The sequence below is a fragment of the Acinetobacter sp. YH12135 genome, assembly GCF_013418565.1.
GTDB classification, from domain to species: domain Bacteria; phylum Pseudomonadota; class Gammaproteobacteria; order Pseudomonadales; family Moraxellaceae; genus Acinetobacter; species Acinetobacter towneri.
Map to the genome: position 1 here is coordinate 1 of NZ_VPBU01000003.1, position 26466 is coordinate 26466.

25 protein-coding genes, 4 pseudogenes and 1 other annotated feature are annotated in these 26466 nt (G+C 41.3%); of the genes and pseudogenes, 12 read left to right on the top strand and 17 right to left on the bottom strand.

The genetic code is table 11. The features are described from left to right. Positions 1–565 precede the first annotated feature (565 nt). Complete coding sequence (gene mph / locus FTU70_RS02695) at positions 566–1453, top strand: Mph(E)/Mph(G) family macrolide 2'-phosphotransferase (RefSeq protein ID WP_071830579.1); 888 nt, start codon at positions 566–568, stop codon at positions 1451–1453. 73 nt (positions 1454–1526) lie between these two features. Here the strand turns inward: mph and FTU70_RS02700 are convergent, their stop codons facing one another. The 3 genes from FTU70_RS02700 to sul2 all read right to left on the bottom strand — a co-directional run bounded on the left by FTU70_RS02700 (position 1527) and on the right by sul2 (position 3203). After that, a complete protein-coding gene (locus FTU70_RS02700; RefSeq protein ID WP_071830580.1) occupies positions 1527–1991 on the bottom strand; it encodes an ATP-binding protein in 465 nt (154 codons plus the stop codon). A gap of 61 nt (positions 1992–2052) precedes the next feature. Beyond that, positions 2053–2301: a phosphoglucosamine mutase gene (locus tag FTU70_RS02705; protein ID WP_071830581.1), complete on the bottom strand. Its 249-nt coding sequence runs from the start codon at positions 2299–2301 to the stop codon at positions 2053–2055. Positions 2302–2387: 86 nt separating this feature from the next. Next, positions 2388–3203, bottom strand: coding sequence for a sulfonamide-resistant dihydropteroate synthase Sul2 (gene sul2, locus FTU70_RS02710; protein ID WP_001043260.1), 816 nt, complete (start codon positions 3201–3203; stop codon positions 2388–2390). Positions 3204–3292: 89 nt separating this feature from the next. Between sul2 and FTU70_RS02715 the strand changes: the two are divergent. Beyond that, positions 3293–3520: pseudogene (locus FTU70_RS02715) on the top strand (IS4 family transposase); the annotation flags it as partial. Positions 3521–3717: 197 nt separating this feature from the next. On the opposite strand, the gene FTU70_RS02720 reads toward FTU70_RS02715, so the two are convergent. The 6 genes and pseudogenes from FTU70_RS02720 to FTU70_RS02740 form a co-directional block, all read right to left on the bottom strand. Then, complete coding sequence (locus FTU70_RS02720) at positions 3718–4398, bottom strand: LysR family substrate-binding domain-containing protein (protein WP_109354582.1); 681 nt, start codon at positions 4396–4398, stop codon at positions 3718–3720. Between the two features lie 3 nt (positions 4399–4401). Beyond that, positions 4402–4701: pseudogene (locus FTU70_RS14405) on the bottom strand (LysR family transcriptional regulator); the annotation flags it as partial. A gap of 27 nt (positions 4702–4728) precedes the next feature. Further along, on the bottom strand, positions 4729–5943 hold the full coding sequence (gene floR / locus FTU70_RS02725; RefSeq protein ID WP_000214122.1) for a chloramphenicol/florfenicol efflux MFS transporter FloR: 1215 nt from the start codon (positions 5941–5943) through the stop codon (positions 4729–4731). A 151-nt stretch (positions 5944–6094) separates the two neighbouring features. Next, positions 6095–7067, bottom strand: a pseudogene (locus FTU70_RS02730) (IS3 family transposase). Beyond that, positions 6662–6778, bottom strand: a sequence feature (AL1L pseudoknot). Its footprint overlaps the pseudogene before it by 117 nt. A 182-nt stretch (positions 7068–7249) precedes the next feature. Next, complete coding sequence (locus FTU70_RS02735; protein ID WP_006581699.1) at positions 7250–7816, bottom strand: recombinase family protein; 567 nt, start codon at positions 7814–7816, stop codon at positions 7250–7252. A gap of 466 nt (positions 7817–8282) precedes the next feature. Continuing rightward, positions 8283–9608 (bottom strand): ISNCY family transposase, encoded by a 1326-nt coding sequence (locus FTU70_RS02740; RefSeq protein WP_179989167.1) that lies wholly within the window; start codon positions 9606–9608, stop codon positions 8283–8285. Positions 9609–9776: 168 nt separating this feature from the next. Here FTU70_RS02740 and FTU70_RS02745 point away from each other — a divergent pair, with 168 nt between their 5' ends. Beyond that, positions 9777–10100, top strand: a complete 324-nt coding sequence (locus FTU70_RS02745; RefSeq protein ID WP_180059983.1) for a hypothetical protein — start codon at positions 9777–9779, stop codon at positions 10098–10100. Positions 10101–10198: 98 nt separating this feature from the next. Here the strand turns inward: FTU70_RS02745 and FTU70_RS02750 are convergent, their stop codons facing one another. Then, entirely contained in the window at positions 10199–11191 is a 993-nt protein-coding gene (locus tag FTU70_RS02750; protein ID WP_005028482.1) for an IS5-like element ISAba23 family transposase, read from the bottom strand. A 61-nt stretch (positions 11192–11252) separates the two neighbouring features. Between FTU70_RS02750 and FTU70_RS02755 the strand changes: the two genes are divergently transcribed. After that, the gene (locus FTU70_RS02755; protein WP_180059985.1) at positions 11253–12113 is read left to right on the top strand and encodes a hypothetical protein; all 861 of its coding nucleotides are present in this window, start codon (positions 11253–11255) and stop codon (positions 12111–12113) included. A 93-nt stretch (positions 12114–12206) separates the two neighbouring features. Here the strand turns inward: FTU70_RS02755 and FTU70_RS14295 are convergent, their stop codons facing one another. Further along, positions 12207–12332 carry a hypothetical protein gene (locus tag FTU70_RS14295; protein WP_004969301.1) on the bottom strand — a complete coding sequence of 42 codons (126 nt, stop codon included), beginning with the start codon at positions 12330–12332 and terminating at the stop codon, positions 12207–12209. A gap of 216 nt (positions 12333–12548) precedes the next feature. On the opposite strand from FTU70_RS14295, the gene FTU70_RS02760 reads away from it, so the two are divergent. After that, positions 12549–12845 carry a type II toxin-antitoxin system RelE/ParE family toxin gene (locus tag FTU70_RS02760; RefSeq protein WP_004647749.1) on the top strand — a complete coding sequence of 99 codons (297 nt, stop codon included), beginning with the start codon at positions 12549–12551 and terminating at the stop codon, positions 12843–12845. Between the two features lies 1 nt (position 12846). Next, entirely contained in the window at positions 12847–13137 is a 291-nt protein-coding gene (locus tag FTU70_RS02765; RefSeq protein ID WP_004969304.1) for an addiction module antidote protein, read from the top strand. A 110-nt stretch (positions 13138–13247) separates the two neighbouring features. Here the strand turns inward: FTU70_RS02765 and FTU70_RS02770 are convergent, their stop codons facing one another. Continuing rightward, positions 13248–14702 (bottom strand): SulP family inorganic anion transporter, encoded by a 1455-nt coding sequence (locus tag FTU70_RS02770; RefSeq protein WP_026438532.1) that lies wholly within the window; start codon positions 14700–14702, stop codon positions 13248–13250. A gap of 249 nt (positions 14703–14951) precedes the next feature. After that, positions 14952–15161, bottom strand: coding sequence for a hypothetical protein (locus FTU70_RS02775; RefSeq protein ID WP_004976362.1), 210 nt, complete (start codon positions 15159–15161; stop codon positions 14952–14954). Between the two features lie 249 nt (positions 15162–15410). Between FTU70_RS02775 and FTU70_RS02780 the strand changes: the two genes are divergently transcribed. From FTU70_RS02780 to FTU70_RS02790, 3 genes are all read left to right on the top strand, one after another. Beyond that, positions 15411–15713 carry a type II toxin-antitoxin system RelE/ParE family toxin gene (locus FTU70_RS02780; RefSeq protein WP_154320144.1) on the top strand — a complete coding sequence of 101 codons (303 nt, stop codon included), beginning with the start codon at positions 15411–15413 and terminating at the stop codon, positions 15711–15713. Then, entirely contained in the window at positions 15714–15995 is a 282-nt protein-coding gene (locus FTU70_RS02785; RefSeq protein WP_000985610.1) for an addiction module antidote protein, read from the top strand. A 130-nt stretch (positions 15996–16125) separates the two neighbouring features. After that, a complete protein-coding gene (locus tag FTU70_RS02790; protein ID WP_032073151.1) occupies positions 16126–16944 on the top strand; it encodes an AraC family transcriptional regulator in 819 nt (272 codons plus the stop codon). A 27-nt stretch (positions 16945–16971) separates the two neighbouring features. On the opposite strand, the gene FTU70_RS02795 is transcribed toward FTU70_RS02790, so the two are convergent. Continuing rightward, positions 16972–17568 carry a LysE family translocator gene (locus FTU70_RS02795; protein WP_074163998.1) on the bottom strand — a complete coding sequence of 199 codons (597 nt, stop codon included), beginning with the start codon at positions 17566–17568 and terminating at the stop codon, positions 16972–16974. Between the two features lie 426 nt (positions 17569–17994). On the opposite strand from FTU70_RS02795, the gene FTU70_RS02800 reads away from it, so the two are divergent. From FTU70_RS02800 to FTU70_RS02810, 3 genes are all read left to right on the top strand, one after another. After that, positions 17995–19158: an efflux RND transporter periplasmic adaptor subunit gene (locus FTU70_RS02800; RefSeq protein ID WP_032073150.1), complete on the top strand. Its 1164-nt coding sequence runs from the start codon at positions 17995–17997 to the stop codon at positions 19156–19158. After that, a complete protein-coding gene (locus tag FTU70_RS02805; protein ID WP_270915313.1) occupies positions 19155–22259 on the top strand; it encodes a multidrug efflux RND transporter permease subunit in 3105 nt (1034 codons plus the stop codon). Before FTU70_RS02800 ends, FTU70_RS02805 begins: the two co-directional genes overlap by 4 nt. Before the next feature lie 113 nt (positions 22260–22372). Further along, positions 22373–23887 (top strand): MFS transporter, encoded by a 1515-nt coding sequence (locus FTU70_RS02810; protein WP_032073148.1) that lies wholly within the window; start codon positions 22373–22375, stop codon positions 23885–23887. Positions 23888–23990: 103 nt separating this feature from the next. Here the strand turns inward: FTU70_RS02810 and adeS are convergent, their stop codons facing one another. The 3 genes and pseudogenes from adeS to FTU70_RS02825 form a co-directional block, all read right to left on the bottom strand. Next, positions 23991–25097 carry a two-component sensor histidine kinase AdeS gene (gene adeS / locus FTU70_RS02815; protein ID WP_032073131.1) on the bottom strand — a complete coding sequence of 369 codons (1107 nt, stop codon included), beginning with the start codon at positions 25095–25097 and terminating at the stop codon, positions 23991–23993. Then, on the bottom strand, positions 25087–25815 hold the full coding sequence (adeR, locus tag FTU70_RS02820; protein WP_032073130.1) for an efflux system response regulator transcription factor AdeR: 729 nt from the start codon (positions 25813–25815) through the stop codon (positions 25087–25089). Before adeR ends, adeS begins: the two co-directional genes overlap by 11 nt. A 272-nt stretch (positions 25816–26087) precedes the next feature. Further along, a pseudogene (locus FTU70_RS02825) lies at positions 26088–26456 on the bottom strand (IS1-like element ISAba3 family transposase); the annotation flags it as partial. Positions 26457–26466 lie beyond the last annotated feature (10 nt).

Genomic DNA, 26466 nt, shown 5'->3' on the forward strand with positions numbered 1-26466 from the left:
GTAAATTTTCAGCGTTGCTGGCTCCCCGTCAGCCGGATTGGGTTGCATCGCAGGGGTGTCGAAAGAGTCAACTGCGGTCCAAAGCTGTTGGACTTGGGTGAAAAGGGCGTTTATTCTTCCTATACGTGAACCGCATCCTACGGAATGAGTAACCCTTGCCCTATTGTGAGTAGAACGTCGTATAATTCAAACGAAAGCAGTTAATAGGTATGAAATATCACAGCACAAAAGAGCGACAGGACATGTTTAGATGATGTTATTATAAAATAATAACATCATGGATGAATAAAAAATAATTTTCTATCTTTACAACTATGTTATACTTCTATGATAAGGCTATGATGGCAAAGCCTTGGTTTTCCTAATCAAATAGTCGCCGAGATGGCTTCAATGCGACAGTAGGTCTACTGTCTCACAATTAATTCATGTATCAGATTTTTGTTCCCTGATGGGAAGTGTTATCCATACGAAAAGAATATGGGTAAAGTGTTACACCTGTATATGACATTCAGAATGTCCTGTCGGGGGAACTGGTACCAATTTAATAAAAGAAAACAGTATAGAAATGACAATCGAAGATATGCAAACATTAGCCCTAGAGCATGGGCTGAGAATTTCGGAAGAGATGAGCGTCAATGAGATGGGCATCGACTTTAGAGTTGCCTTTGTAAAGGAAGTAAACGGTGAGAACTGGGTACTCCGTATACCTCGAAGAAGCGATATGCTTGAACAAATCGAAAATGAAAGTAGAATATTGGATTTAGCCAAAAGAAACCTGTCGATCAATGTCCCTGATTGGAAAATTGTATCGGAGCGCCTAATAGCCTACCCTTTACTGGAGGATGCGCCTGCTCTGACATTCGATGCGATAACACATGAGGTTTCTTGGAACATAGATCGCGATAGCATAGCTTATGTGGAGTCTCTGGCAAAATCATTGGCCGAATTACATCGTATTACAGCTGACGATGTGAGAAAGAGCAACTTGAAAATAATGACTCCAAGTGAATTGAGGACCGAAATAGCTGACCGTATCCACTTGGTGAAATCTGAGATAGGTATCAGCGAGCCGTTGGAAAACAGATACCGTAGATGGTTGGACAATGACCCTTTGTGGCCTGAATTCACTTGTTTCATCCATGGCGATCTCTATGCAGGGCATGTCTTAACCTCGAAGGAAGGTAAGACCTCTGGTATCATAGATTGGTCTACTGCGCATATGGGTGATCCTGCACTGGACTTTTCTGGTCACGTATCGGTTTTTGGAGAGGATAGCCTGAAGAGTTTGATAACGGAGTATGCTAAACAAGGCGGAACGATATGGGATAGGCTCTACGAACAATCTATAGAGAGGGCTGCTGCAGCTCCATTAGCATATGGCGCTTTTGCGGTAGAGTGCAACGACGATAATCATATCAATGCCGCCAGAGCAGCCTTAGGTATTGTTCAATAAAATGATGTGAGGATACTTTTTTAAATGCTAAAATAGGAGTTCGATTGGTGCCACTTAAGAGTATCATTGATTTCTATTTTAGCCAGTATCCTCCACTTTTAGGAGCTCCTCGAAACTCGATTTTATGATCATCTCTTAAGATTTTGAGCCACCGCTCTACTATCTTGACAGGAACTAATAGCTCGTTTACTAAAAATGGTGCACGCTTTCCTGGATTAGTTCTTATCTGATTAAATAGTAGATTTACTCCCTCACTTACTCCCTCATTAGATTCGAAAAGTAGCTTTGATGAGACAATAACTCGAAAACCGTGCTGGAAATTTTCAAAGACAGGGGGACGCAGACCATAGGATGCGAAGCCTTCTTGGATTCGTTTGATGCCTGACCCATATTTTTCAATAAAATGCGCTTCTTTGAACGTGGCAGATATCCTTTTATTGCGCGCCCATGGCGAGTAATCTTCACGAAGAAGCTGATCAATCGTTAAGTTATCAGCTAAACCACCTGGATTGAAAAACTCTATGGAATTGTAATACACCCTGATTATGGAATCGGCAAATTAATTTGGACTTGGGTGAAAAGGGCGTTTATTCTTCCTATTACGTTGTCGGCAGCGGGCCAAAAAGGAATACGTCCATGCCCATCGAGGTGAAACCGGCTGTGAGCGCGGGTTCAAGCATATAGCCCGACAGGCGCGTATCCTTGCCGATCACGACACGATGGCGGTGGTCACCGCGACGAAAGACACGGCCAGCCGCCATGCCGACGCGCAAGGCGGTTTCCGCCGTCATCGCGCCTTCGTTGGCTTTGCCACGAATACCGTCTGTGCCGAAATATTTGCGCACCATAAGGTCGATTATCCTGTCGTCGGGTCGCCCTCAAAGGGGACATGCCTGCTGAACCGCGAATATAGAGAAATATCCCGAATGTGCAGTTAACGAATTCTTGCGGTTTCTTTCAGCGCCGCCAATACCGCCAGCCCGTCGCGCAAGGGGCGCGGCTCGTGTGTGCGGATGAAGTCAGCTCCACCTGCGGCGGCGGCAAGCTCTGCAGCGAGTGTCGCGGCCCCGACATCCCCCGGACCACGGCCTGTGAGCGCGCGCAGAAAGGATTTGCGCGAAACAGACAGAAGCACCGGCAAATCGAAGCGCAGCCGCAATTCATCGAACCGCGCCAGCACCGAGAGCGAGGTTTCGGGAGCAGCCCCCAGAAAAAACCCCATGCCGGGATCAAGGACAAGGCGGTTGCGTTTGATACCGGCACCCGTCAGCGCCGCGATGCGCGCGTCAAAGAACGCCGCAATGTGATCCATGATGTCGCCAGCGGGTGCCTCGCGCCGATCTGCCTGCCCGTCTTGCACCGAATGCATAACGACGAGTTTGGCAGATGATTTCGCCAATTGCGGATAGAACGCAGCGTCTGGAAAACCGCGAATATCATTGAGATAGGCCACACCACGCGACAAGGCATAGGCTTGCGTCGCGGGTTGATAACTGTCGAGCGAGACGGGAATGCCATCTGCCTTGAGCGCGTCCAGCACCGGCGCGATACGCGCGATTTCTGTGTCGGACGAAACAGGCGCGGCGTCGGGATTGCTGGATGCCGGACCGAGGTCGATCACATCTGCCCCCTCGGCCATCAGCTTACGCGCCTGCGCAATGGCTGCGTCTGGCGCCAGATACCGGCCTCCATCGGAGAAACTGTCCGAGGTTATGTTGACGATGCCGAAAATGATGAGCGATTTATTCATGGGGGCTTCTATAATAATCTCTGTACACGACAAAAATAGATAACTCATTGAAATAATGTCACAATAATTGTTTTCTAACGACGAATACTATGACACATCTCAATGAGTTATATCTTATCTTAAACAAATCTCTAAAATGGAACAAGTCACATTTAAAGTGCTTTGCGCTCATCATGCTTGTGATTATTTTAAAGCAAACATGTAATCTTTCTTCTGCATCTAAAGCCTTGCCCATCAAGTGTTTACCACAATCATTTTATCGACGTATGCAGCGCTTCTTTGCAGGTCAGTATTTTGATTATCGTCAAATTTCTCAGTGTCATCACCAGAACGATGGTGATGACTACGGCGATCTGACCCCAAAGGATTCGGCCTCCGCGCAATGCAGGCTCCAGTCGGCAAAAGAGACGGAGCCGATCAGAGAGTAGGCAAAATCGGGACGGGCAACAGGAAAGAGGATGCCGGAGGGCTGCCGGATACTATCGGCGGCAAATAGGATGGATCGCCTGTGCCGTTATCGTGCCGGTCGAGTGCCATCCAGGAAACGATTGGGCGAATCGCCGTCACGCTTCATTTTGCCTGCGAGGTTGAGTAGATTTTTCAGTGCGGAGTTGCGATTGAACGGCGACCAGACGGCTGTAAAGGCAACCGGCTCCGGTTCATCGAGGAAGGGCAGGAAGACGATGCCGGTCGTCGGCAACAATGACGTTGCCTCGCCGACGATAGTGATGCCGAAGCCTTGTCCGACCATAGATAGCAGCGTGTCGCGCCCCACATCAAAGCGCCGGATCGACGGTGCGGGCCAACGCCCGGCAAGGCGCAGCACGATATGGTCATGGACCTGCGGGCCGGTGCCACCATAGCGAACAATGAAAGTCTCGCCGACCAGATCGGACCAAGTGATTGCGGACTGCCCGGCGAGGCGATGCCCATCCGATAGCACGGCCACCAGCGGTTCGGTCCAGATCGGTCGGGTATGGCAGTCGGGCATCTCGGGCTTGCCCGCGACGAACACCACGTCGAGCTGGTCAGCACGAAGCTGCATCACCGCATCGCGGGCTGTGCCTTCGGTGATCTCAACCTCAATGCCCGTATGTTCTTCCCGATAATGACGGATCAGCTCCGTGAGAAAGCTGCGTGGGATTAAGGCATGGATGCCGATGCGAAGCCGGCCGTATTCTCCTTGAGCTGTCATGCCTGCGGTCTTCACTGCGTGATCGAGTTGATCGACACCCGCCGTGACACGCTCCATGAAGTGCCTGCCTGCGTCTGTTAGCCGAACGCCCCGCGCATGGCGCTCAAATAGCAGGACACCAAGGTTATCCTCCAGCGCTTTCACACGCGCGCTGACGCTCGACTGGCTGATACCAAGTGCCTTGGCCGCATGCCGAAAATTCAGATGCTCGGCGACGGCGATGAACTGAACAAGGGAAATGAGCGGTATCCTGCCAGACAGGATACCGACATTCACGAGGTTTCGATGGTTAGTGCGCCGCATCGGAGCGGGCCTGCTACCAGTCGTCGGTTAGACGACTGGCGACTTCTCGGTGGCAGCCCCACGGAGCCGAAGGAGCACCAGCCCCAACGAAACCAGTACCGCCATCGCCGTGGCGTAACAGATCACGGGCCACGCTGTGTCACCGTTTAAAAGTGCCACCGCCAATGTCCCGACAATGCTGACTATCAGGCTTTGAACGCAGAAGTAGAACGCGACCGCTGATCCCGCGATGTCGTCGAACTCTGCCAAAGCGCCGTTCGCGGTAACGGACACCGTGAAGACAATACCGACCGCGACAACCCACATCGGTAGGATGAAGGTGAGGAATGACGGCGAGCCGTAAAGTTCGCCGATCCCCAACAGGACCGCTCCGCAAACAAGCAACGCCATCCCACGCGCCACGCATCCTGCGATGCCCCATCTGGCGACAAAGGACTTCGCGAAACGGGTTGTCACGATCATTACAAGCGCGACAGTGGCGAAGGCAAAGCTGAATCCGATCTCGGAATATTCCGCTTGGCCTATGAGCACACGGGGAGCCGTCGAGAAGAAGACGAAGTAGGTGCCCATACCGGCGCTAAAGCCGACAGTGTAAACCCAAAAAGCCGGACTCGCGAAGATCGGCAAGACAGATCGGCGCGTCTTGACTTGATCCAGAGGGCGGGTTTCGTGCCACCTGAAACCCGCATTTAGGAGTGCGAGCATCGCCAGTATAGCCAAAGTAATGAATATCGCCTGCCATCCCAAGAACTCGCCGATCAATACTCCGGCGATAGGGCCGAGCGCAGGCACGAACGCCAGCATCGAACTGAAAAGGCCGTAGATGACGACACCCTCAGGACGGTTGGCATAAACGTCGCGAACCGTCGCGAACGTCGCCACCAGCATGGCCGACGCGCCCACTGCTTGAAGTAGACGGAAAGCGACAAAGGCCGGTGCAGTTGAAGACCAAGCTGCTCCCAGAGACGCAATGACGAAAGCCGTTGCGCCCGCAAGTAGAATTGGCCGTCGCCCGATTCTGTCTGAGAGCGGACCAAAAATCACCTGGCCCACGCCGAGCATCACCATATAGAGGCTCAACGTGAGTTGGATCATAGCGGGCGTCGTGTTCAGGATGCCGGGCATCGCTGGAACGACAGGGAGATAAATATCCATCGCCAGTGAAGCGAGGATGTCGAAAGGAGCCATCAGCAGCAGTGCTGCCGGCAGCGTATAGGCCCACGCGGGGCGTGTGGTGGTCATGACGAATCAACCCTCGATTAAGGAATACCGGGCGACGTCTGCTCGTCAGCAATCAGATGAGACTAGCCTTACAGAGCGCCGCAACAACAATACTGGTTGTTGCGGCTTACTTGTCTGCTGACTTGGAATTTCCCATCTGATTACTCCACGCTTACGAATATGAATTGCTACATTTTATCCGATTATCTTTTGCTTTGCAATGCGGCATGGGCGCACTCAGCGTTCCAGCCCCCTCTGCCGCCCTAAATGCTTGCTCCAATGCATCGAGCACCATATCTGTATTCATCCGTGTCGATACTTTCCATCCAACAATTGCTCGTGAGAACACATCAATAATAAATGCAGTATAAACCCAGCCTGAATTTGTTTGAATATACGTAAAGTCACTCACCCACAGTTGGTCAGGATGATCAGCAGTAAAATTACGTTTTACCAAGTCATCCGCTCGTTTTTGATCATCTCGGCTACGGGTGGTTTGTTTGTTCTTACCACGCCAAACACCTTTTATACCTAGCTTTTGCATTAATCGAGCAACAGTACAGCGCGCAATAATATAGCCTTCACGTTTCAGTTTTTGCCAGACTTTACGTACACCATACCGACCTGAACTTTCCTTCCAAATTCGTTTAATCTCCTCAGCATGATGCAAGTCATGTAAATCTCGCTTTGCTCGATGTTCTGGATTTTCACAGAGATCTAGAGTCCGGTAATAGGTTGAAGGTGCGATCGGTAAAATTCTACAAATCGCCTCGACTCCGTACAGCTCTTTATTATTATGGATAAAATCCACCATTATTTGTGTGGGCGGTCGAGCTCCGCCTGGGCGAAAAAAGCGGCTGCTTTATGTAGAATTTCATTGGCGCGTTGCAGTTCTTTATTTTCGCGTTCGAGTTGTTTGATACGTTCTTGGTCTGAAAGCTGCTGTACTTTAACTGGATTTTGTTTATCTAAATATTTTTGATACCAAACACGTAGTGTTTCAGGAGTACAACCCTTGCGCAGTATACTGCTCAGGGAGCAATAGCGGTGATCGCAGCCCAATTCGATGGATAATCTTTCTCGGATTCAATCAATAATTGAACCGCTCTTTCTCTGATTTCAGGGGTATATTTTACTTTTTTCATCGGGACATTCTCTCAGAAAGCTTGGTCTCCGACAAACCCGGTACGGTTCAAAAATCTTCCATTGATTTATTTATATCTGTTAAACCAGTCGCATTATGAAATGTAATATAAGTAGAAATTTCAGTATAAATGGTCATGATCTTTTCTAAATTTGAATATCTAAGCGTCTTCATTAATCAACCTTATTGATTATTAGTTTCTTCTTTTAAAGCTCTTTGTACTGTTGCTATCCCTACTTTAAACTTTTCTGCAACACCTCTAAATGTTGAATTTTCTTCAGCCATTGCTTTTCGTATTTCAACATAGTCAACCTTCCGCTTTCTTCCCTTATATAAGCCCTTCGCTTTGGCTTTTGCAATTCCTTCCTTTTGACGCTCACGGATCATGGAGCGTTCAAACTCTGCAAATGCAGCAAGCATCTGAAACATGAGTTTATTTATTGCCGATTGTGCTACATCATGACTGAAGGTCAAATTCTCTTTATGAAAAATAATGGTTATACCACGATCATTCAGACTATTCACAATTTCGTTCAGATCATTTGTATTACGTGCCAGACGATCAATACTATGAACATGCACCGTATCACCTTCACGCAGATAGTCGAGCATTGCATTTAACTGAGGACGTTCACGGCTACCACCGCTTGCCTTTTCAGTAAAGGTCTTATCCAGGCTGATTCCATCTAATTGACGTTCAGTATTTTGTTCAGTTGAACTGACTCGAATATATCCGACCTGATTAGGCATTCTGTACCGTTAGAGTTTAGATAATTAAATACATATTGTACCGAAATTAAATATTAAGTCTATAAATACGGTTTTTGAGTTGCTTTTTAAGACTTTATTTTGTTCCGTTAGGCTATACTCTATAGTTACATAATTCGTGATTTAAAGAGACCTAGAAAAAGAGAAATGGTATTTATTTGAGCTAATCAAAGTTGAGAAACTTTAGAATTCTTGCGTTAGTCAAATTTTAAGCAGCCAAAAGCTATATTTTATGAGGTTTTAGCCAATTCAAAAATTAGATAAACTATACTTTCGCAAGAGGTCTTTTGATTAAATAATAAGCGTGGAACGTGAAAAATCATAAAAAAAGCCCACCTTGGGGAAGATGGGCTATCAACTAGAAACTACAGCATTGATTTCTATAGAGAATTATAACGCTGTTATTCCTAAGTAGTAATGTCCTACCTTAAAACCAAATAGAAATGTCCTATACAGACATTTCCAAGTCAAGCACAGGATTCAGATTTCGTTCTTTGATTACTGTCTTCTGTGCACGTCTGCTTGGCATAGATTGAGAACGATTACGTTTGTTTTGCTGTTCCAATTCTTCATGCTGTTGTTGAATATGATTGAGAACTGCACCTAAACGTTTATTCTCAACAATCTCTCGCTGGTTAAGCTGACTTAATTTATCGAAGATGCTGTAATTGATTTTTCTTCCCTGATATTCAATCGCGACTGTACCATCCGGGTATTCCAGGAACTCAAGATACTTACTAATCAATCTTTGGTTTTCTTCCGTGTTTTCCAGGAGATATACGCATTTATCATAAGTAATCGTCAGGCTATTCGTGACTCTGCGGGGTTCACGCCAGGTAAAAATATCATCTAATTCTTCGGCTGTTTCAGTGACAGTCCGGTGTAGATCCTTGGGATTAAAGGCCATCTTGGCAAACTTCTGATTGAATTGCTCAATGAAGCAGGGTAGCCAGGCATTCGCTTGTTCAATCGAACAGATGCCTTCCAGGCGCATTTCTTTGATCAGACGGTCCTGAAGCGTTCTATTGGCTCGTTCTACACGGCCTTTGGCCTGTGGTGAATTAGCGAAGATAATATCGATATTCAGGGTGCTGAGTACGCGCCCAAATTGCGTAATCTTGGTGTCTTTCTTGCTGCTTTGATTCACCCTGAAGACTGAATGTTTATCGCTGTAGAAGGCTAAAGGCTTACCATGCTGCTCAACATACAAACGTGTTGAAATCATATAGTCAAAGGCTGATTCTGACTCACAGAAGCGTAAGTGCTGCAATTTTCCTGTGGCGTCATCGATAAACACCAATAGACAGCATTTAGGGGCTCTTCCTTCAAACCAGTCATGATGTGAGCCATCAATTTGGATCAGTTCACCATAACAGTCCCGGTTATAACGAGGCTGATATGGGCGTTTCAGGCGTTTGGAGCGAGGAATCCATAAATCGGCTGCAATCATCCAGGAACGCAGGGTTTCCACTGAAATATCGAATCCATGAATGGTAGTCAGCTTTTCATGCGCTAAAGTGGGTCCGAAACCATGGAATTGCTCAGCAACCATATTGAGGCACTTGAGCCTGAGTTCTTCAGGAAGCCTGGAATTGCTGGTTTGACCACGACCGGCATGGGCTAATGCAGCTGGGCCTTGAGCTTTGTATTTTTGCAGTAAACGCCTGATCTGACGTTCTGAAATATGAAGTAGCTGAGCAGCCTGGGATTGAGTTATGCGTTGATCGCAGATTTCCTGCACGACCGACAATCGTTTAAGTTCTTTATCCGACATAGACACCAACATATCAAACCGTCCGCTTCGATAATCGCAAAAGCGCATATTCTAAAAGCGGACATTTTTACTTTGGAGAAACCGGACATTTCTATTTTGGAGTTACAAACGCATTTCGTATAAGGTGTATTATGTTAATTTTAGATTTTTTAAAAAATTAGGGCATCCATGAATCCTTTAGAATTCTACTGTTTAATATTGAAAAATATGGATAAAAACCTGGCTAAGAAACTAGGTAAAATTGAGAAAAAATATACTAATGTTCCATTTAAAAATGATGAAATAGCTAAAGTTAAAATTAAATCCGAATTTGCTTCAGAAATGGGGTTTTTCGTACTTAATTCAGCAACTTCTTTAGCTGTAGATGAAGAAAACTATAATTTTGCATACTGCTTAAAAATCTTAGAACTATATCCAAGAGACCTTTGCACGAAACAGCCCCTTTGCTCGAGGCATACCACCAAACCGAAAAAAAACAAAGAATGGCAATGAAATAAGCAAAACAATGGCTAAATCATGGATAAAATCTCCAAATGGTTGTTAAATTTGTGTCTATTGGCTGAGCTTACTAACCAACAGACACAATAACCCTAGGCGAGTCCGTATTTTCGTTTCAAGCTTAGGGCAGTTTTTAAATTATGCACCATGCTTGCAAGCAAAGTGCTGGTATGAAATTGCATTAACCCTAAATGACGAGCTTTGCTCATCCCATAATGCAGTTTAAAATGTCCAAAGACCCGCTCAACGGTGTTTCTAGTTTGGCTCTTTTGGGTATTATTGCGTTTTTGCTGTTCGGTTAAGGGTGTATTGCGCCATGCTCTATCATGAATATGATTTTTTATCGGTGGTTCATGCTCGGCAAGGTAGTCATCATGGGCTTGGCTTTTATACGCACTGTCAGCATACACGGCTGATTCATCATCTGTTAACAGCGTGGTAAAACATTGGGAATCATGGACATTGGCAGGGGTAGTTTCAACCTTTTTGACAAAGCTGTCTTCATCACAGTTGAGATGAATTTTAAAGCCGTAGGTGGTTTTTACTTTACCTGTACTGTCTTTTTTACTGACATAGGCGGCTTCGTTATCTTGGGTATTGTCGGTGTGTTTGCCTTTCTTAGGTCGTTTGTTTTTAGCTTCAACGATACTGGCATCGATGATGCTGACACTGCCCGCTTTGATAAAAATGTTTTGTTGGGCTAGTTGCTCATTGATTTGGTTGAACAATGGTTCAATCAGTCTAAGCTCACCTAGGTGTTTGTGGTATCGCCAAATGGTGCTATGGTCGGGTACATCATCCGTTAATGATAGGCCAACAAAGCGACGAAATAGTAAGTCTCGTGCCAGTTGTTTTTCCATGGCTGGATCCGATAGGTTATAGAGTTTTTGTAAGAGTAATACTTTAAACATGATGACAGGGTGAAAGGCAGATTCCCCACGCTCACTGCTATGAACGTGGCGTAAGGTTTGCTCGATAGTTTGCCAGTCAATTAGGTTGTGTAGTTCATCTAATTCTTCGATGGCTTTGTGAGCGTTAATGAGACTGTCTGCTAGGGAGAGTTGCCCTGTTTGTTTCCATGCCATAGTCGTGTTTTTTGCTAGGTGATTGATTTTATTGTATTATACCAATTTAATGAACTTTTGTGTGTTTATTCGTGCAAAGGTTTCTCCAATTAAGAATAACGATTTTTTTTATTGGAATGAGCATATAAAGCTATTTTCAGAATTAGAAAAAAATAATTTTTTATATGAAGATGTCTGCAAACTACATGATTTTCTGGTAAATAACTTTAGCTTTAACGGTGATTTAAAGAATATTATTAGTCATGAGATGCTTAGAAATTCTGGCGTCAATATACTGCTAATTTTAATTCACTTAGATCATTTAATTTCTAAGAAGTGGGGATTCCAATCAATCTCACTAAACCAAGCATTAAAGTTTAAGTTTAAAAATAAACGACCATACTTCCCATCAAAAACTTTTACAGATTTTCTTTTATTTATCTTAAAGATAAATGCAAAGTTTGAAGCAACAAAAGGACATAAAGTCGAGATTCTGAAGACTATTCCTCCAACTAATGGTTTTGAGCAATGGTTAGATCCTTCTCTCGAAGATGAACAAATTAAAGAATTTATACAACTAATTAAAAAAGTTAGAGAAAACAGAAGACTATGCTACTTGAATGAAGTCTATGAGTTCCTAGGTCTACCTTATGGTGAGTTTAAAAATGATGAAATTTATGAACAAGTCTCAGAAGAGAATTATTTATTCCTGAAAAATGAACTTCCAGAAGATAAGTGGTTTGAAAGTATTAATGCCATAGCTGGCCTATGGTTAATATATTTTTGGCAAGACTTTTATTATAAACATTTTCAAAAAACAGCCAGCGTTTCTACGTTAGCTACATCAGAAGATTTTATCGTGATATGGGAAGCCTTCCTGAAGAAATATCCTTCAGAAGGCCAATATCTTTGGCCTTCTGAATTGATATTACAAGATAAATAAATTTTTATTTACGAGGTGGATTATTGTCTCGGCCACCACCTGATGGATTTCCAGTAGTACTAGGCCAACCTGCTGTGCTCATAGTTTTCATCCTTATTTAGATTTCGTAGGTTTATGATTAGGATTCAATTGTCGGCTACGGTTGTCCTGATTCTGCGCATGTTGAATATTATTAGGATTTTTTACTGTAGCACGTTGATCATTCGCTGTTTGTGTCATTGCTTTCTCCTTAAAATGTTTGAACATCTGACAAGGAAAGTATGGCTTCAAAAAAATATGCATCTTGCCTGAAAAACAGTAAAAAAGTTTAAATTTTAACCAAAAAAATTATGTATTTAACATAATGGTGTTATACGAAATTAATGGATGTTCGTATAAATTACTTGCATATTGTATTCGATCGAATACAATATAGTGAGAAGATAAGGAATCCTCATGATTGAAATTAAACGTCTTCCAGAATTTGATGAATGGTTGGATGGCATTAAAGACAATATGACCCGTATCCGCCTGAATCGTCGATTAGATAAGGTTCAACGTGGAAACTGGGGAGACATTAAACCTCTCCAAGATGGCGTTTGGGAAATGAGAGAATTCTTCGGTTCTGGATGGAGGATGTATTACATCCAACATGGTGACGTTGTGATTGTAATGCTTGGTGGTGGAGATAAATCAACTCAACAACAAGACATCGATCGGGCAGTCAAACTATCGAAAACATTGGAGGATTAAAATGGTTAAAGTCGCTGATTTACCAAGTTTTGATATGGCTGAGTCGCTCAAAACTGAAGAAGACATTGTGATGTATCTCAATATGGTTCTTGAAGAAAATGATCCAGCTGAATTAGCCCATGCACTTGGTGTTATTGCTAAAGCTCGTGGCATGACTCAAATCGCTAAAGAAGCAGGGATTGGGCGTGAAGCACTCTACAAAGCCCTACGTCAGGATTCAGCACCACGTTTTGATACGATTAATCGTGTAGTAAATGCTTTAGGCTTAAAACTCACAGTACAACACGCTTAAAACTTTAAAAATATAGTAAAAATGGGAGCTAAAGGCTCCCATTTTTAGATTCGTATAAGGTGTATTATGTTAATTTTAGAAATTCTATATAAATATAGAATTTTTAAAACTTAAATTCTGGCATGTGTCCCATACTTATCAATCATGATCGAACTGGCTTCATTTAGACCACGTACTGTGACATTCGCACCATTCTTTTGAAATTTATTTACAACAGAATCAAGCATGGCGACTGATGTTACATCCCAAATGTGAGAATGGGTCAAATCAATAATCACCTCCTTTACATCCTCTTTAAAGTCAAAACCTTGCATGAATTTTTCAGAAGAACTAAAGAAGATCTGACCTCTCAACTCATATAAACGGGCCATTCCTTCAAAAGATGCTGTCACCTGGATATCATTTTCAAGTTTATTCGCCAGGAACAAGGCTGAAAGTAATACGCCTGTTAACACACCCAAAGCCAGGTTATGCGTAGCAACAACTACAATCACCGTCGCAATCATGACGATATTACTACTCTTAGGATTATCTTTTAACTGAGTGACAGAACTCCATTCAAAGGTACTGATAGAGACCATTATCATTACCGCTACCAATGCAGCCATTGGAATCACTTTGAGCCAGTCGCTGATAAATACAACCAGAATAAGAAGAAAAATGCCCGCAGAGAATGTTGATAAGCGTGTAAGGCCACCTGATTTTACGTTAATCATAGATTGACCAATCATTGCACAACCGGCCATGCCACCCATAAAGCCAGAAGCAATATTCGCAATCCCTTGTCCCTTACATTCCTGATATTTATCACTTGGCGTATCAGTCATTTCATCCACGATAGTTGCTGTCATCATCGATTCAAGTAAACCTACAGCCGCCAGTGCGACTGAATAAGGCAAAATAATCATCAATGTTTCAATATTCAAAGGAATATCTGGAATCAAGAACATTGGAAGTGTGTCAGGTAAAGACCCCATATCGCCCACGGTCCGTACATCAATTCCTAAAGCGATTGCCAATAATGTGATTGCAATGATGCAGACTAGTGGAGAAGGGAGTAATTTTCCTAATTTGGGAACCAGAGGGAATAGATAAATAATTGCTAAACCTAAAGCAACAAAAGCATATACATGCCAGGTCACATTAATCAGTTCAGGCAATTGAGCCATGAAAATTAAGATCGCTAACGCATTTACGAATCCAATAACCACAGATTTAGATACAAACCGCATTAACTTGGCGAGCTTTAAATAGCCTGCCAATATTTGAATCACGCCTGTCAAAATTGTTGCTGCCAGCAGATATTCAAGCCCATGCTCTTTGACCAATGTGACCATAAGCAGCGCCATTGCACCAGTGGCTGCTGAAATCATGGCAGGACGACCACCTACGAAAGAAATCACGACGGCAATACAGAAGGATGCGTATAGACCAACTTTAGGATCTACACCTGCAATAATTGAAAATGCGATGGCTTCAGGGATGAGTGCAAGACCGACGACTAATCCGGCAAGTACATCCCCACGGATGTTAGAGAACCACTGTTCTCGGACATTAGATAACATAAACATAGCCTGTTTTTTAATTTTTCAGATAGGCTAGTGATGTGATATATACAACACACAAACGACTACACCACATCACTAGACAGTGATGAGTTATTTACAGATTTAAGACGATAAATAAACTTAAGGTGGCGTAAGTGTCATAAGATGAAAGAACGTTTTAGAGTAAAAAAATCAGGACAAGGGTAACAGCTAGGTACTTTTTTATAAAGCCTGGATGTTATATCCAAGCTTTGTTTAATCGGTATTTTATGAAGCTTTTGGCTCCCCAAGTAATTGACCTATTTCCAAACGTGTATAGCCACGTTCTTTAAAAATCAAAACAATAGCCTGTTTATAATCTTCAGAAGTAGAAGTCTTATACTTAGTTATCAGTTGATTTTCAGAATTCAGCTCAAGATCATTTTTGATGGTCAATACTTCGCTAGAGATCTTGTTAAAGATATTTAGGTTAAACATACAGGCACTCGTCATCCGTATTATAGCGGCCCGACTATAACGAATACCTGTCTTAGCTACGCTAGACACCCTTGGCCGCAAGGATTACAAATTAAGAAAAATTCCGCAAGTTTTTGTCTATTGAAAGAATAAATAATCTCCCAACTGCTATCTATTTAACATAATGGTGGTTATACGAAATTCTGTTGTAGCCCCATACATTCAAGTTTATTTCTTGCATGAATGTATCCTATAGGATACATTACTCTTATGTACTCAATATATACCACTGAAGTCTTTGATGACTGGTTTACTAAGTTAAAAGACCTGCAGGCAAAAAGACGTATACAAGTCCGAATTGATCGGGTTGAAGATGGAAACTTTGGAGATACTGAACCAGTAGGTGAAGGTGTTTCTGAATTACGTTTCTTCTTTGGACCTGGCTACAGGATCTATTACTGTAAGCAAGGGCAAAGGGTCGTTATTCTTTTAGCAGGCGGAGACAAGTCTACGCAAAGTAAAGATATAAAACTTGCCCTACAATTAGCACAAGATTTAGAGGAGGAGCTGTAAATGGCTATCAAACTTCGCAAATGGGACAGTGCTGAACATCTTAAAACAGAAGAAGATATGCAAGCTTACCTACAAGCCTGTATCGATGAATCTAATGGTGATGCGGCATTCATTGCAAAAGCTTTAGGTAATATTGCTAAAGCTAAAGGAATGGCTCAATTATCAAGAGACACTGGTTTAGGTCGAGAAAGTCTTTATAAAGCACTTTCTGGCGATGTAAATCCAAGCTTTGATACTGTTATTAAAGTCGTAAAAGCACTGAATTTACGCTTAGCAATTTAAAAAAAACTAGTAAAAAAGGGAGCTTTAAGCTCCATTTTTCATTTCAACTTCGTATAACGTGTATTATGTTAATTTTAGGAAAAGTGAAAAATAATCTACAATAGAATCTACGAAAAATTGGCCATCAATTATGCCTGATTTCTCCAGTGGAAATAATTGGATTGTGAGATCCCCCACTCAAAATCATAAATTAGAAAGAATTGAAGCATTTCTTTCCAATTATGCTTATAAACCTCACCGACATGATACTTATGCTATTGGCAGGACTCTTTCCGGAGTTCAAAACTTTCATTACAAAGGTACATTGCAACATAGCTTGCCAGGCATGACTATGGTTCTACACCCGGATGAAAAGCATGATGGTGAATCAGGAACATTAGATGGCTATCGCTATAGAATGATTTACATCGAACCAGCGATGATCCAAACCATTTTAAAGGGTAAACCTTTGCCTTTTATCAGACATGGCTTAAGTAATGATATTCGCCTGTTTAGGGCAATGGATAGCTTTCTAAATAATATAAATAATTATATGGATACCCTAGAAGAGGAAGATGCTCTATTTGATTTGGCAACTACACTGTGTGAAATTTCAGATACTTCATCTAACCAAAACAAAAAATTTGACTACAAGGCAGCAGAGAGAGCGCGTGAGTGTATTTTGGCGTATCCACATGAAAACTTAAGTTTGTCAGATTTAGAGAAACATGCTGATCGTGACCGCTGGAGCCTTTCTCGTGATTTCCGATTATTATTTGGAACTAGCCCACACCGTTATATGATCATGCGTCGCTTAGAAACAGTTAAGTTCTACCTTGCTCAAGGGGAGTCTATTGTTAATGCTGCTTTAAATGCAGGCTTTTTTGATCAGAGTCATATGACCAGACATTTTATAAAAACATTTGGTTTAACTCCCACTCAATGGAAAATGATAAATATTAAAAGATAGCCGTTCGATTTGAACGGCTAATTTGTCCTACAGCAGATTTATTCCATTAAGAAAATCTTTGAACATAAAAAGCCCTGATAAAATCAAGAGTATACCCATCAGCTTATTTAGCCGATTAAACCAGATAGGATTAGCAATTTTGTTGCCTAATACTTTTCCAACCAGAGCATAGGTGAATGGTGCGCCAACAGCACCAAGTGAAATCAGTAAAGAAACTATCAAGATCATGATTCCTGTGATTTTGGCTGCAGGGTACATAATTGTCGTAACAGGTAGAATGACGAGAATGGCTTTTGGATTTAATAACTGAATAAATAAGCCATTTAAGAATGTTAGATGGCTTTCTTGCTGTTGAGTTGTTTCTACATTCGCCCTAATCATTTTTATAGCCAAGTAGAATGTATAAATTGCACCCGCTAAAGCAATATAATGAATCAATCCATGTGGAATAACAGCTTCACCTATATAGCCAAACAATACGAATAAGATCAACATGGCGAAACCAATGCCTAGGTAAAATCCTATAGTCTTTTTTAATTGACCTGTAAGGCCAGAATTTAGCCCCATAAAATTTACAGGGCCTGGGCTATACATAACGCTTAATGTATAAAGAAATATTTCCACAGAGTTCACTCAATTAGATAGCAATAAACATCAAAGAGAGAACGGTATCGAGTTATAGGCCTTAAAGATTGTACGTTTGTGCTGAACTAATTAAAAATTTCTATTTAACTTATGTTCACCTAAAGTTCACTTCATAAGTGTATAAAGAAACTATGTATTGTATTTTCAATTGCTTATATAAATATTAGTCTTGGTTTAGAATTTTAAAGTTCATGAACTATGAGAAAAAACTAAGATACGATCAAAATTGTAGAACAACAAAATTATTTATACTAATTTACAAGCCACGCTGTTTAAGCGTGTCATTAAAAAATAAATCTTTTAATCTCTCCACACAATCTCCACACAATCTCCACACAACATCAGCAATTCATAAACACTGCTATTTCAAAATAGTAGTATCTAAAACCCCCCCTCTGAAAAAGCATGTCAACACATTATCATTTAATAGGTTCAATACTTATTACAACTGTACTTTTAATCGGCTGTACACAAGCCAAAGATGCTGAACAGTCCCCAACAGAAATGCCACCAGCGGTTGTCAGTACCATCACGGTATTACCGCATTCCATGAATTTAATTGAAAATCTTCCAGGCCGTGTTGTCGCTTACCGTATTGCTGAAATTCGCCCGCAAGTAGGTGGAATTGTTGATAAAGTACTTTTTAAGCAAGGCTCTTATGTGCAAGCAGGTCAACCGCTTTTTAAATTGAATTCTGAAATATTTCAGGCAGATGTAAAAAGCAATCAAGCCACTTTAAACCGTGCACAAGCTGAGGTGACACGTTTGCAGGTGCTGTTAAAACGCTACACTGAATTAGTAAAAGTAAATGCGGTTAGTCAGCAGGAATACAACAATACCGAAGCAGATTATCAAAAAGCAAAAGCCGATGTGGCGCAAATGCAAGCCATGTTAAGCAGACAACAACTTAATCTTAAATATGCGACTGTTACAGCCCCTATCTCGGGAACGATTGGTGAAATCTTAGTGACTGAGGGTGCATTAGTTGGTCAAGGTGATACTAATGCAATGGCCGTAATACAACAGATTAATAAAGTCTATGTTGATGTAAAGCAATCAATTAGTGATTATGAAAAACTACAGGAAGCTTTACAGCAAGGTGACGTGTCAAATACCAAACATACGGTTGAAATCCTAAATAGTCAGGGTAAACCTTATAACGTTACAGGTGAAATCCTATTTTCGGATACTAAAGTTGATCCTGATACGGGTGATGTCACAATCCGTATTTTAGCCAATAATGAAAATCAAAAACTTTTGCCAGGCATGTATGTTCGAGTCAATATGAGCCGAGCTCAAGTTGAAAATGCGCTCCTAGTTCCAGAACAAGCGATTCAACATGATATTAGTGGTAAAGCCAATGTTACGATTGTTAATCAAAAAGGTTTAGCGCAAAGCAAGCCTGTTCAGCTTGGTCAACGTTATCAAAATAACTATGTGATCAAACAAGGGTTACAAGCAGGTGAGAAAGTCATTGTTGAAGGGGCTGATCGTATACAGCCTGAGCAAAAATTAAAAATTAAGCAGTGGCAACCTACAAATATTAAGGAAAATGGAGGACAGCAATAATGTCCCAATTTTTCATTAGGCGTCCTATTTTTGCATGGGTGATTGCTTTATTTATTATTCTGTTGGGTGTACTAAGCATCCCCAAGTTACCTATTGCACGATTCCCAAGTGTTGCGCCACCACAGATTAGTATTACGGCAATCTATCCAGGTGCTACGCCAAAAACATTGAATGATAGTGTTGTGACCTTGATTGAGCGGGAAATGTCAGGTGTCAAAAACTTACTTTATTACAGTTCAAGTTCAGATAGTTCTGGAACAGCAACAATCACCGCAACATTTAAACCAGGTACAGATGTAGAACTTGCACAAATTGATGTGCAAAACAAAATTAAAGCCATTGAGTCACGCTTACCTCAAACAGTGCGACAACAAGGGCTGATGGTCGATGCTGCGTCGTCTGGTTTTTTAATGATGGTGGGCTTAAGTTCACCGAATGGCAAATATAGTGAAATTGATGTCAGTGACTATATGACTCGCTATGTGATTGAAGAATTAAAGCGGGTTGACGGTGTTGGTAAAGTCCAAAATTTTGGTGCTGAAAAAGCCATGCGGATTTGGGTCGATCCAGATCGTTTGGTTTCTTATGGATTGAGTATTCAAGATGTGAATACAGCCATCCAAAACCAAAACTTGCCGATATCACCAGGTCGTATTGGTGATGTTCCTGCTTTGACGGGGCAACAAATTACTATTCCTTTAACTGCTCAAGGTCAATTAGAAACTGTAGAGCAATTCAAGAAAATTAGTTTACGTGCTCAACAAAATGGCGCCAATGTTCGACTGTCGGATGTCGCTCGTGTCGAAATCGGGGCACAGATGTATAACTTTGCGATTTTAGAAAATGGCAAAGCCTCTACAGCTGTGGCGATACAAATGAGTCCTGGTGCCAACGCTGTCAAGACTGCAGAAGGTGTTAAAGCGAAAATTGAACAGTTAGGTTCAGCACTGCCTGATGGTATGAAATTCTCTATACCTTACGACACTGCACCTTTTGTAAAAATCTCGATTGAAAAAGTAATCATGACATTGCTTGAAGCTATGGCATTAGTTTTTATTGTCATGTTTATCTTTTTACACAATGTTCGATACACCTTAATTCCGGCGATTGTTGCACCGATTGCATTGCTTGGCACATTCTCAGTCATGCTGCTTGCTGGTTTTTCGATTAATGTGCTGACCATGTTCGGTATGGTGCTTGCGATCGGGATTATTGTCGATGATGCGATTGTGGTCATTGAGAATGTTGAACGCATTATGGCGACAGAAGGCTTATCTCCAGTTGAAGCCACATCTAAAGCCATGAAGGAAATTACCAATCCGATTATTGGCATCACCTTAGTGTTAGCCGCTGTATTCTTGCCGATGGCATTGGCGTCAGGCTCAGTGGGGATTATCTATCGTCAGTTCACCATTACCATGTCGGTTTCAATTTTATTCTCAGCTTTCCTTGCACTGACATTAACCCCTGCGTTATGTGCAACGATGTTAAAACCGATTGATCAAGACCATCAGAAAAAGGGTGTTTTTGCATCGTTTGATCGCAGTTTTGAGAAGCTGAACAATCGCTATGAACGCAGTTTATTTAAAGTAATTAAACATAAAACCCTCGCAATGTTATGTTTCTTAGGCATTGTCATTGTGCTGATTTTTAGTTTTAAACACGTTCCGACTGCGTTTATGCCAGAAGAAGATCAGGGGTGGTTTATGACTTCGATTCAACTTCCTGCGGATGCAACTCAAGAACGTACCCGTAAAGTCGTTGCTGAGTTTCAAAATTATTTAGACCAAGAAACGGGGATTAAAGACAATATGGCGGTCTTAGGTTTTGGTTTTAGTGGATCTGGTCAGAATACAGCGATGTATTTTACCAATCTATTGCCATTCGAAGAGCGTACTATTACGGCACAAGAAGTCGTGAATAATGCCAATATAGCGATGGCTGAAAGTTCAGAAGGTCAAACCATGTCTGTGTTACCACCAGCAATTGATGAATTGGGTAACTCATCTGGTTTTTCACTGAGATTATTAGATCGTGGCAATATTGGCATGCCTGCTTTAAGAGAAGCACAAGATCAGCTTTTAGCATTAGCAGCACAAAGTAAAATCGTGGCGGAGGTCTATCCTGAAGGTTTGCCAGATGGCAGTTCTGTACAGCTTAAAATTGATAGAGATAAATTGCAGGCATTAGGTGTTAATTTCAGTGATGTGACCGATATTATTTCAACCTCAATGGGTTCGATGTATATCAATGATTTTCCAAATCATGACCGTATGCAGCAAGTCATTGTGCAACTTGATGCCAAATCACGCATGAGTATTGAAGATATTCTTCAGATTAAGGTGAACAGTCAAAGCGGTAAATTGGTTTCAATGTCTGAAATAATTACTCCAATTTGGCAACATTCCCCACAACAATACAATCGTTACAACGGTCGTCCATCATTGAGTATTTCTGGCAGTCCAGCAGCAGGTATATCTTCAGGACAAGCCATGACTGAGATGGAAAATTTGATTGAACAACTTCCGAAAGGTGTGGGTTATGAGTGGACTGGGATTTCTCTAGAAGAAAAACAGTCGGAATCACAAACCTTGTTTTTATTACTGTTGTCGATGTTAGTCGTTTTCCTTGTCTTGGCAGCGCTTTATGAAAGCTGGTCAATTCCATTCTCTGTGATGCTAGTTGTCCCTCTAGGGTTGATTGGCGCCTTTTTAGCAGTAATGTTACGTGGTATGCCAAATGATATTTTCTTTAAGGTCGGCATGATCACGATTATTGGTCTATCTGCAAAGAATGCTATTTTGATTGTTGAGTTTGCAAAAGCACTAAGAGAAGAAGGAATGGGTTTAGTGGAGGCAACCGTTGCAGCCGCTAAATTGCGCTTACGTCCAATCCTAATGACATCTTTGGCATTTACCTGTGGCGTTATTCCTTTAGTCATTGCCAGTGGCGCTAGTTCTGAAACTCAAAAAGCGATTGGTACAGGCGTCTTTGGCGGCATGATCAGCGCAACAATTCTAGCTGTTATTTTTGTACCGATTTTCTTTATTGTCGTCATGAGCATGGTTGAGAAATTCTCGAAACGTAAAGCGGCACATTAAGCATCAAAACTGAGAATAAAAGCTGTGGGTTAACGAGTTTAGCCCACAACAAATCTTTCATTTACATCTTTATTTCAGAATTGATTTAATAAACCATCAATATAGGTTTAATCATGAAAGCTACCAATCTTGATCCGAAACGCTGGTGGATATTGCTCGCTGTCGTGCTTGCATTTCTGCCGATTGTGATTGATATGACTGTACTGCATGTTGCGGTTCCCTCATTAACCCAATCGCTGAGTGCCACAAGTAACCAAGTCTTATGGATTATTGATATTTATCCATTACTTATGGCTGGACTTTTAGTTCCGATGGGAACTTTGGCTGATCGTGTCGGCAATCGTAAGATTCTGCTGATTGGCTTGGTTATATTTGGAATTGCCTCAGTCCTTGCGGCATTTTCCCAAACGGCTTCTATGCTGATTGCCGCACGTGCTTTATTAGCATTAGGCGGTGCCATGATTATGCCCTGTGTATTGGGTATTATTCGCAGAACCTTCGAAGACAGTCGCGAACGTGCCATTGCGCTGGGTATTTGGGGCACAATCGGATCAGCCGGTGCCGCCATTGGACCGCTCATTGGTGGGGGATTGTTAGAATATTTCTGGTGGGGTTCAGTTTTCCTGATTAACGTCCCAATCATGCTGGTTGTCGCACCAATGTGCTATTTCTTATTGTCCCGAAAAGAAGCTATAACCCCTGGACATTGGGCATTTGGTCAAGCGCTATTGCTGATTGTCGGTTTGATTTCGTTTGTATATGCACTAAAAGCAGGCTTAGGCGGTAAACAGTCGTTGTTGATTGTCTTGCCTTTGGTCGTTTTATCTATCGGCTTATTAACCATATTTGTACGCAAACAGCTGAATTCTCCTCAGCCGATGCTAGATCTTTCGCTATTTTCACGTCCTGCTATTTTAGCCGGCATTATTATGGCAATGGTTGCTGCAGGCGCTTTGGCAGGGGTTGAGTTAACTTTGGCAATGGAGCTGCAATATGTCATTCGTTTAACACCGCTGCAAGCCGGTCTTTTTATGGTTCCGATTATGGTTGCGGCCGCTATTGGCGGGCCTATTGCTGGTTTTTTATCCAATAAATTTGGACTCCGTCTGGTTGCGACCATGTCATTAATATTGGCAGCAATTGCGTTGGTCAGTTTGAGTTATTCAGATTTTCATCATCCGGGAATCATCGTTCCCTTTATTTTAGCTTCGATTGGATTAACACTGAGTATTGGTTTAACAGCTTCATCCATTGCGATCATGGGCTCAGTACCTGCAGAAAAGGGCGGTGCGGCAGGTTCACTTGAAAGTACAGGTTATGAACTGGGTACAGGACTAGGTATTACTTTATTTGGTGTTTTCATGGCCTATATATTTGGCAGTCATCTTCAAGTGCCGTCAGATTTAACTGCTGTTTTAGCAGAAAAAGCCAGACTTTCGATTGGTGATACCTATTTAGTGGCGAGCCAGTTACCCGTTGAACAAGGTACAGCATTGATTAACGCAGGTAAAATTGCCTTCAGTTCAGCTCATGTTAATTTATTATTAACAGCAGGGATTATCATCGGGATACTCTCCATTGTGGTATTTTTTATGCTAGCTAAATATCGAGATGAGAATTCATTGTGATGAAATTTATTTGAGGATCATCAAACAGAATGGTTAAGTTCAGACATCAATTTATCTTAAATTTATGGTTTAAATTAAGCCGTATTAATCTGAACTTAACACATTATAAATGAGTTGATGTCTTACGATTTAGTTGAATAGTAAAACAGCTGCCACCTAAGTTTTTGGATTTAGAATAATAAATATGACCTTGGTGTGCTTCAATAATTGCATCAATCACTGCCAAGCCTAATCCAGTACCGCCATCTAGACATGATCTAGAGTCTTCCAGTCGATAGAAGGGTTTGAACAGGTGTTTAAGATGCGATTCATCAATACCAGGACCTTCATCTTCAAACGTCAATACCCAATGTTCTGCTGTGGTTACAGATGTAATATTTATTTTTCCAGCATTCGAATATCTTAGAAAGTTAGAGAACAATGCAATAAAGACCTGTTCCATCCTTCTTATATCAACGCAAACCAATTTATCCGTCAAATTTAAAACAATAGTTAAACCTTTAACATGAAACCGTTCATTAAACATCTGCAGACATTTTTCAATACTATTTTTTAAATTGGTCTTTTCTAGTTCTAATCGTAATTGTTTATTTTCAATAAGTGTCAGTGTCCGTAAATCTTCCACAAGGTAAGATAAGCCTTCGACTTGGTTCAATAAGCTTAGGTGTAAAGCTTTATCGGCAATAAATATACCATCGACAATACCTTGCAAGCGACCTTGTAATATTGTCACAGGTGTTCGTAATTCATGTGCAATTGCAGCATTCCAAACAGTTGAATTCTTAACTGATACTTCAAGTTGGTTTGCCATTTCATTGAAGTTCTCAATAAGAGACTTGATTTCATGTGGAATATCATGATGTGGCTGTTTAATTCTGAGTGCTAAATTGCCTTGTTGAATTTGTTGAATAACATCTGCTAAATCACTAATTGGCTGTGTATAGCGTTTTCCATATTTAAAGGCGAGGATAGTAGAAAGAAAAAAGCCTGTTAATAGCACTAAAAACAGCCAGATAAAGTCAACGGAGGTAACTGAAAATTCATTTGAATTAATAACTTGTGTATTTAGAAAACCTATTTTTATCGCCCAGCTATAAACAAAATAGCCAATCATGAAAGATAACAGCGTAATGCCTAAATTGAATAGGCTCATCATGATAATAAACTGGAAGTTAATTCCAACAGAATTTTTAAAAAAGTTAAATTTCATGATTTTGATCTAAGCGATACCCCACGCCACGGACATTGATTAATAAGCCATTTACATCATTTTCTTCAAGTTTTTTGCGTAATTTGCTGATATGGCTATCTACAGTGCGATCTAAAGCATCACTTTCAGGCATACAGTTTTGGATCAATTCATTACGTGTAAAGACTTTATTCGGTGTTTTTGCCATCAAAAACAGTATCTTATACTCAGTTAACGTAAGGTTGAGCAACTGATTTCTTTGACCATTTGAAATGTAAACTTGATGATGATCTGGATTAATTTCAATATTTCTATAACGAATAATATTAGTTATTTCCATATTTTGGCTTGTACTTCGTCTAAGTACGGCTTGTATTCGTGCAATCACTTCGTTTGGGTTAAATGGCTTAATAATAAAGTCATCAGCACCCATTTTTAGCCCCATGATCTTATTCACTTGATCATCTAAGGCAGTCAGCATAATGACAGGTAAATGACTTGTTTGACGGATGATTTGTAGAATTTCCCAGCCATTTAGTTTGGGTAATTTAATATCAAGGAGAATCAGGTCGATAGAGTTGGCTTTTAGGCACTCTAAAGCTTGTTGTCCATCCAATGCACGGATGACCTGCATGTTTTCATTTTTTATGTATTTTTCAAGAATGTCACCAATATCATAATCATCTTCTACAACGAGAATGACGCTGTTTTCGAAGCTGTGCTGTAGATTTGGATACATATATTTTATCTTAGATGAAGTAGCTATGCATTTTAACATTTAATTGTGTAATGGAGATGATTAGACGAGCAGTCATTTATATTTGTAATTGAGGGGTGACATATAATAAAATTCGTTGCATATCAGTATTAATGAACAAAATGTCAATTATCATTCATTTAACATAATGGCTGTTATACGAAACAGAGAGAGTGTTAGAACCCATTTAAAGTGTCTATATTCTCACCAATAAAAATGTCCGGTTTCTCCGAGGTAAAATATGACTTTTGAACAAAAATAAGCCATTGTTTATTCTTTTTATTTCCAACAAAATTCCAGAACTCATCTACTTCGAGAGATTCATAATGACTTTGCTGAGGCTGAATTTCATAGGTTGATTCAGTTAAAGTACGTAAAACTTTACCGATACTGATGCGCTCAACTTCAGCAATATCTCGTATACCGCTGCCTCTGACCATCAACTGTAATATTTTACGAGTAATACCTGACTTACATCCTAGATAGCTCAGTGCATGATCACCAATAAACTGACGTTTACAGTCTTTGCACTGATAGTTTTGTTTCCCATCTACTTTGATACCATTTTTCTTTATACTATCACTGAGGCAGGTTGGACATTTGATTGCTAGAGTTATTTGCATTTCTCTATTT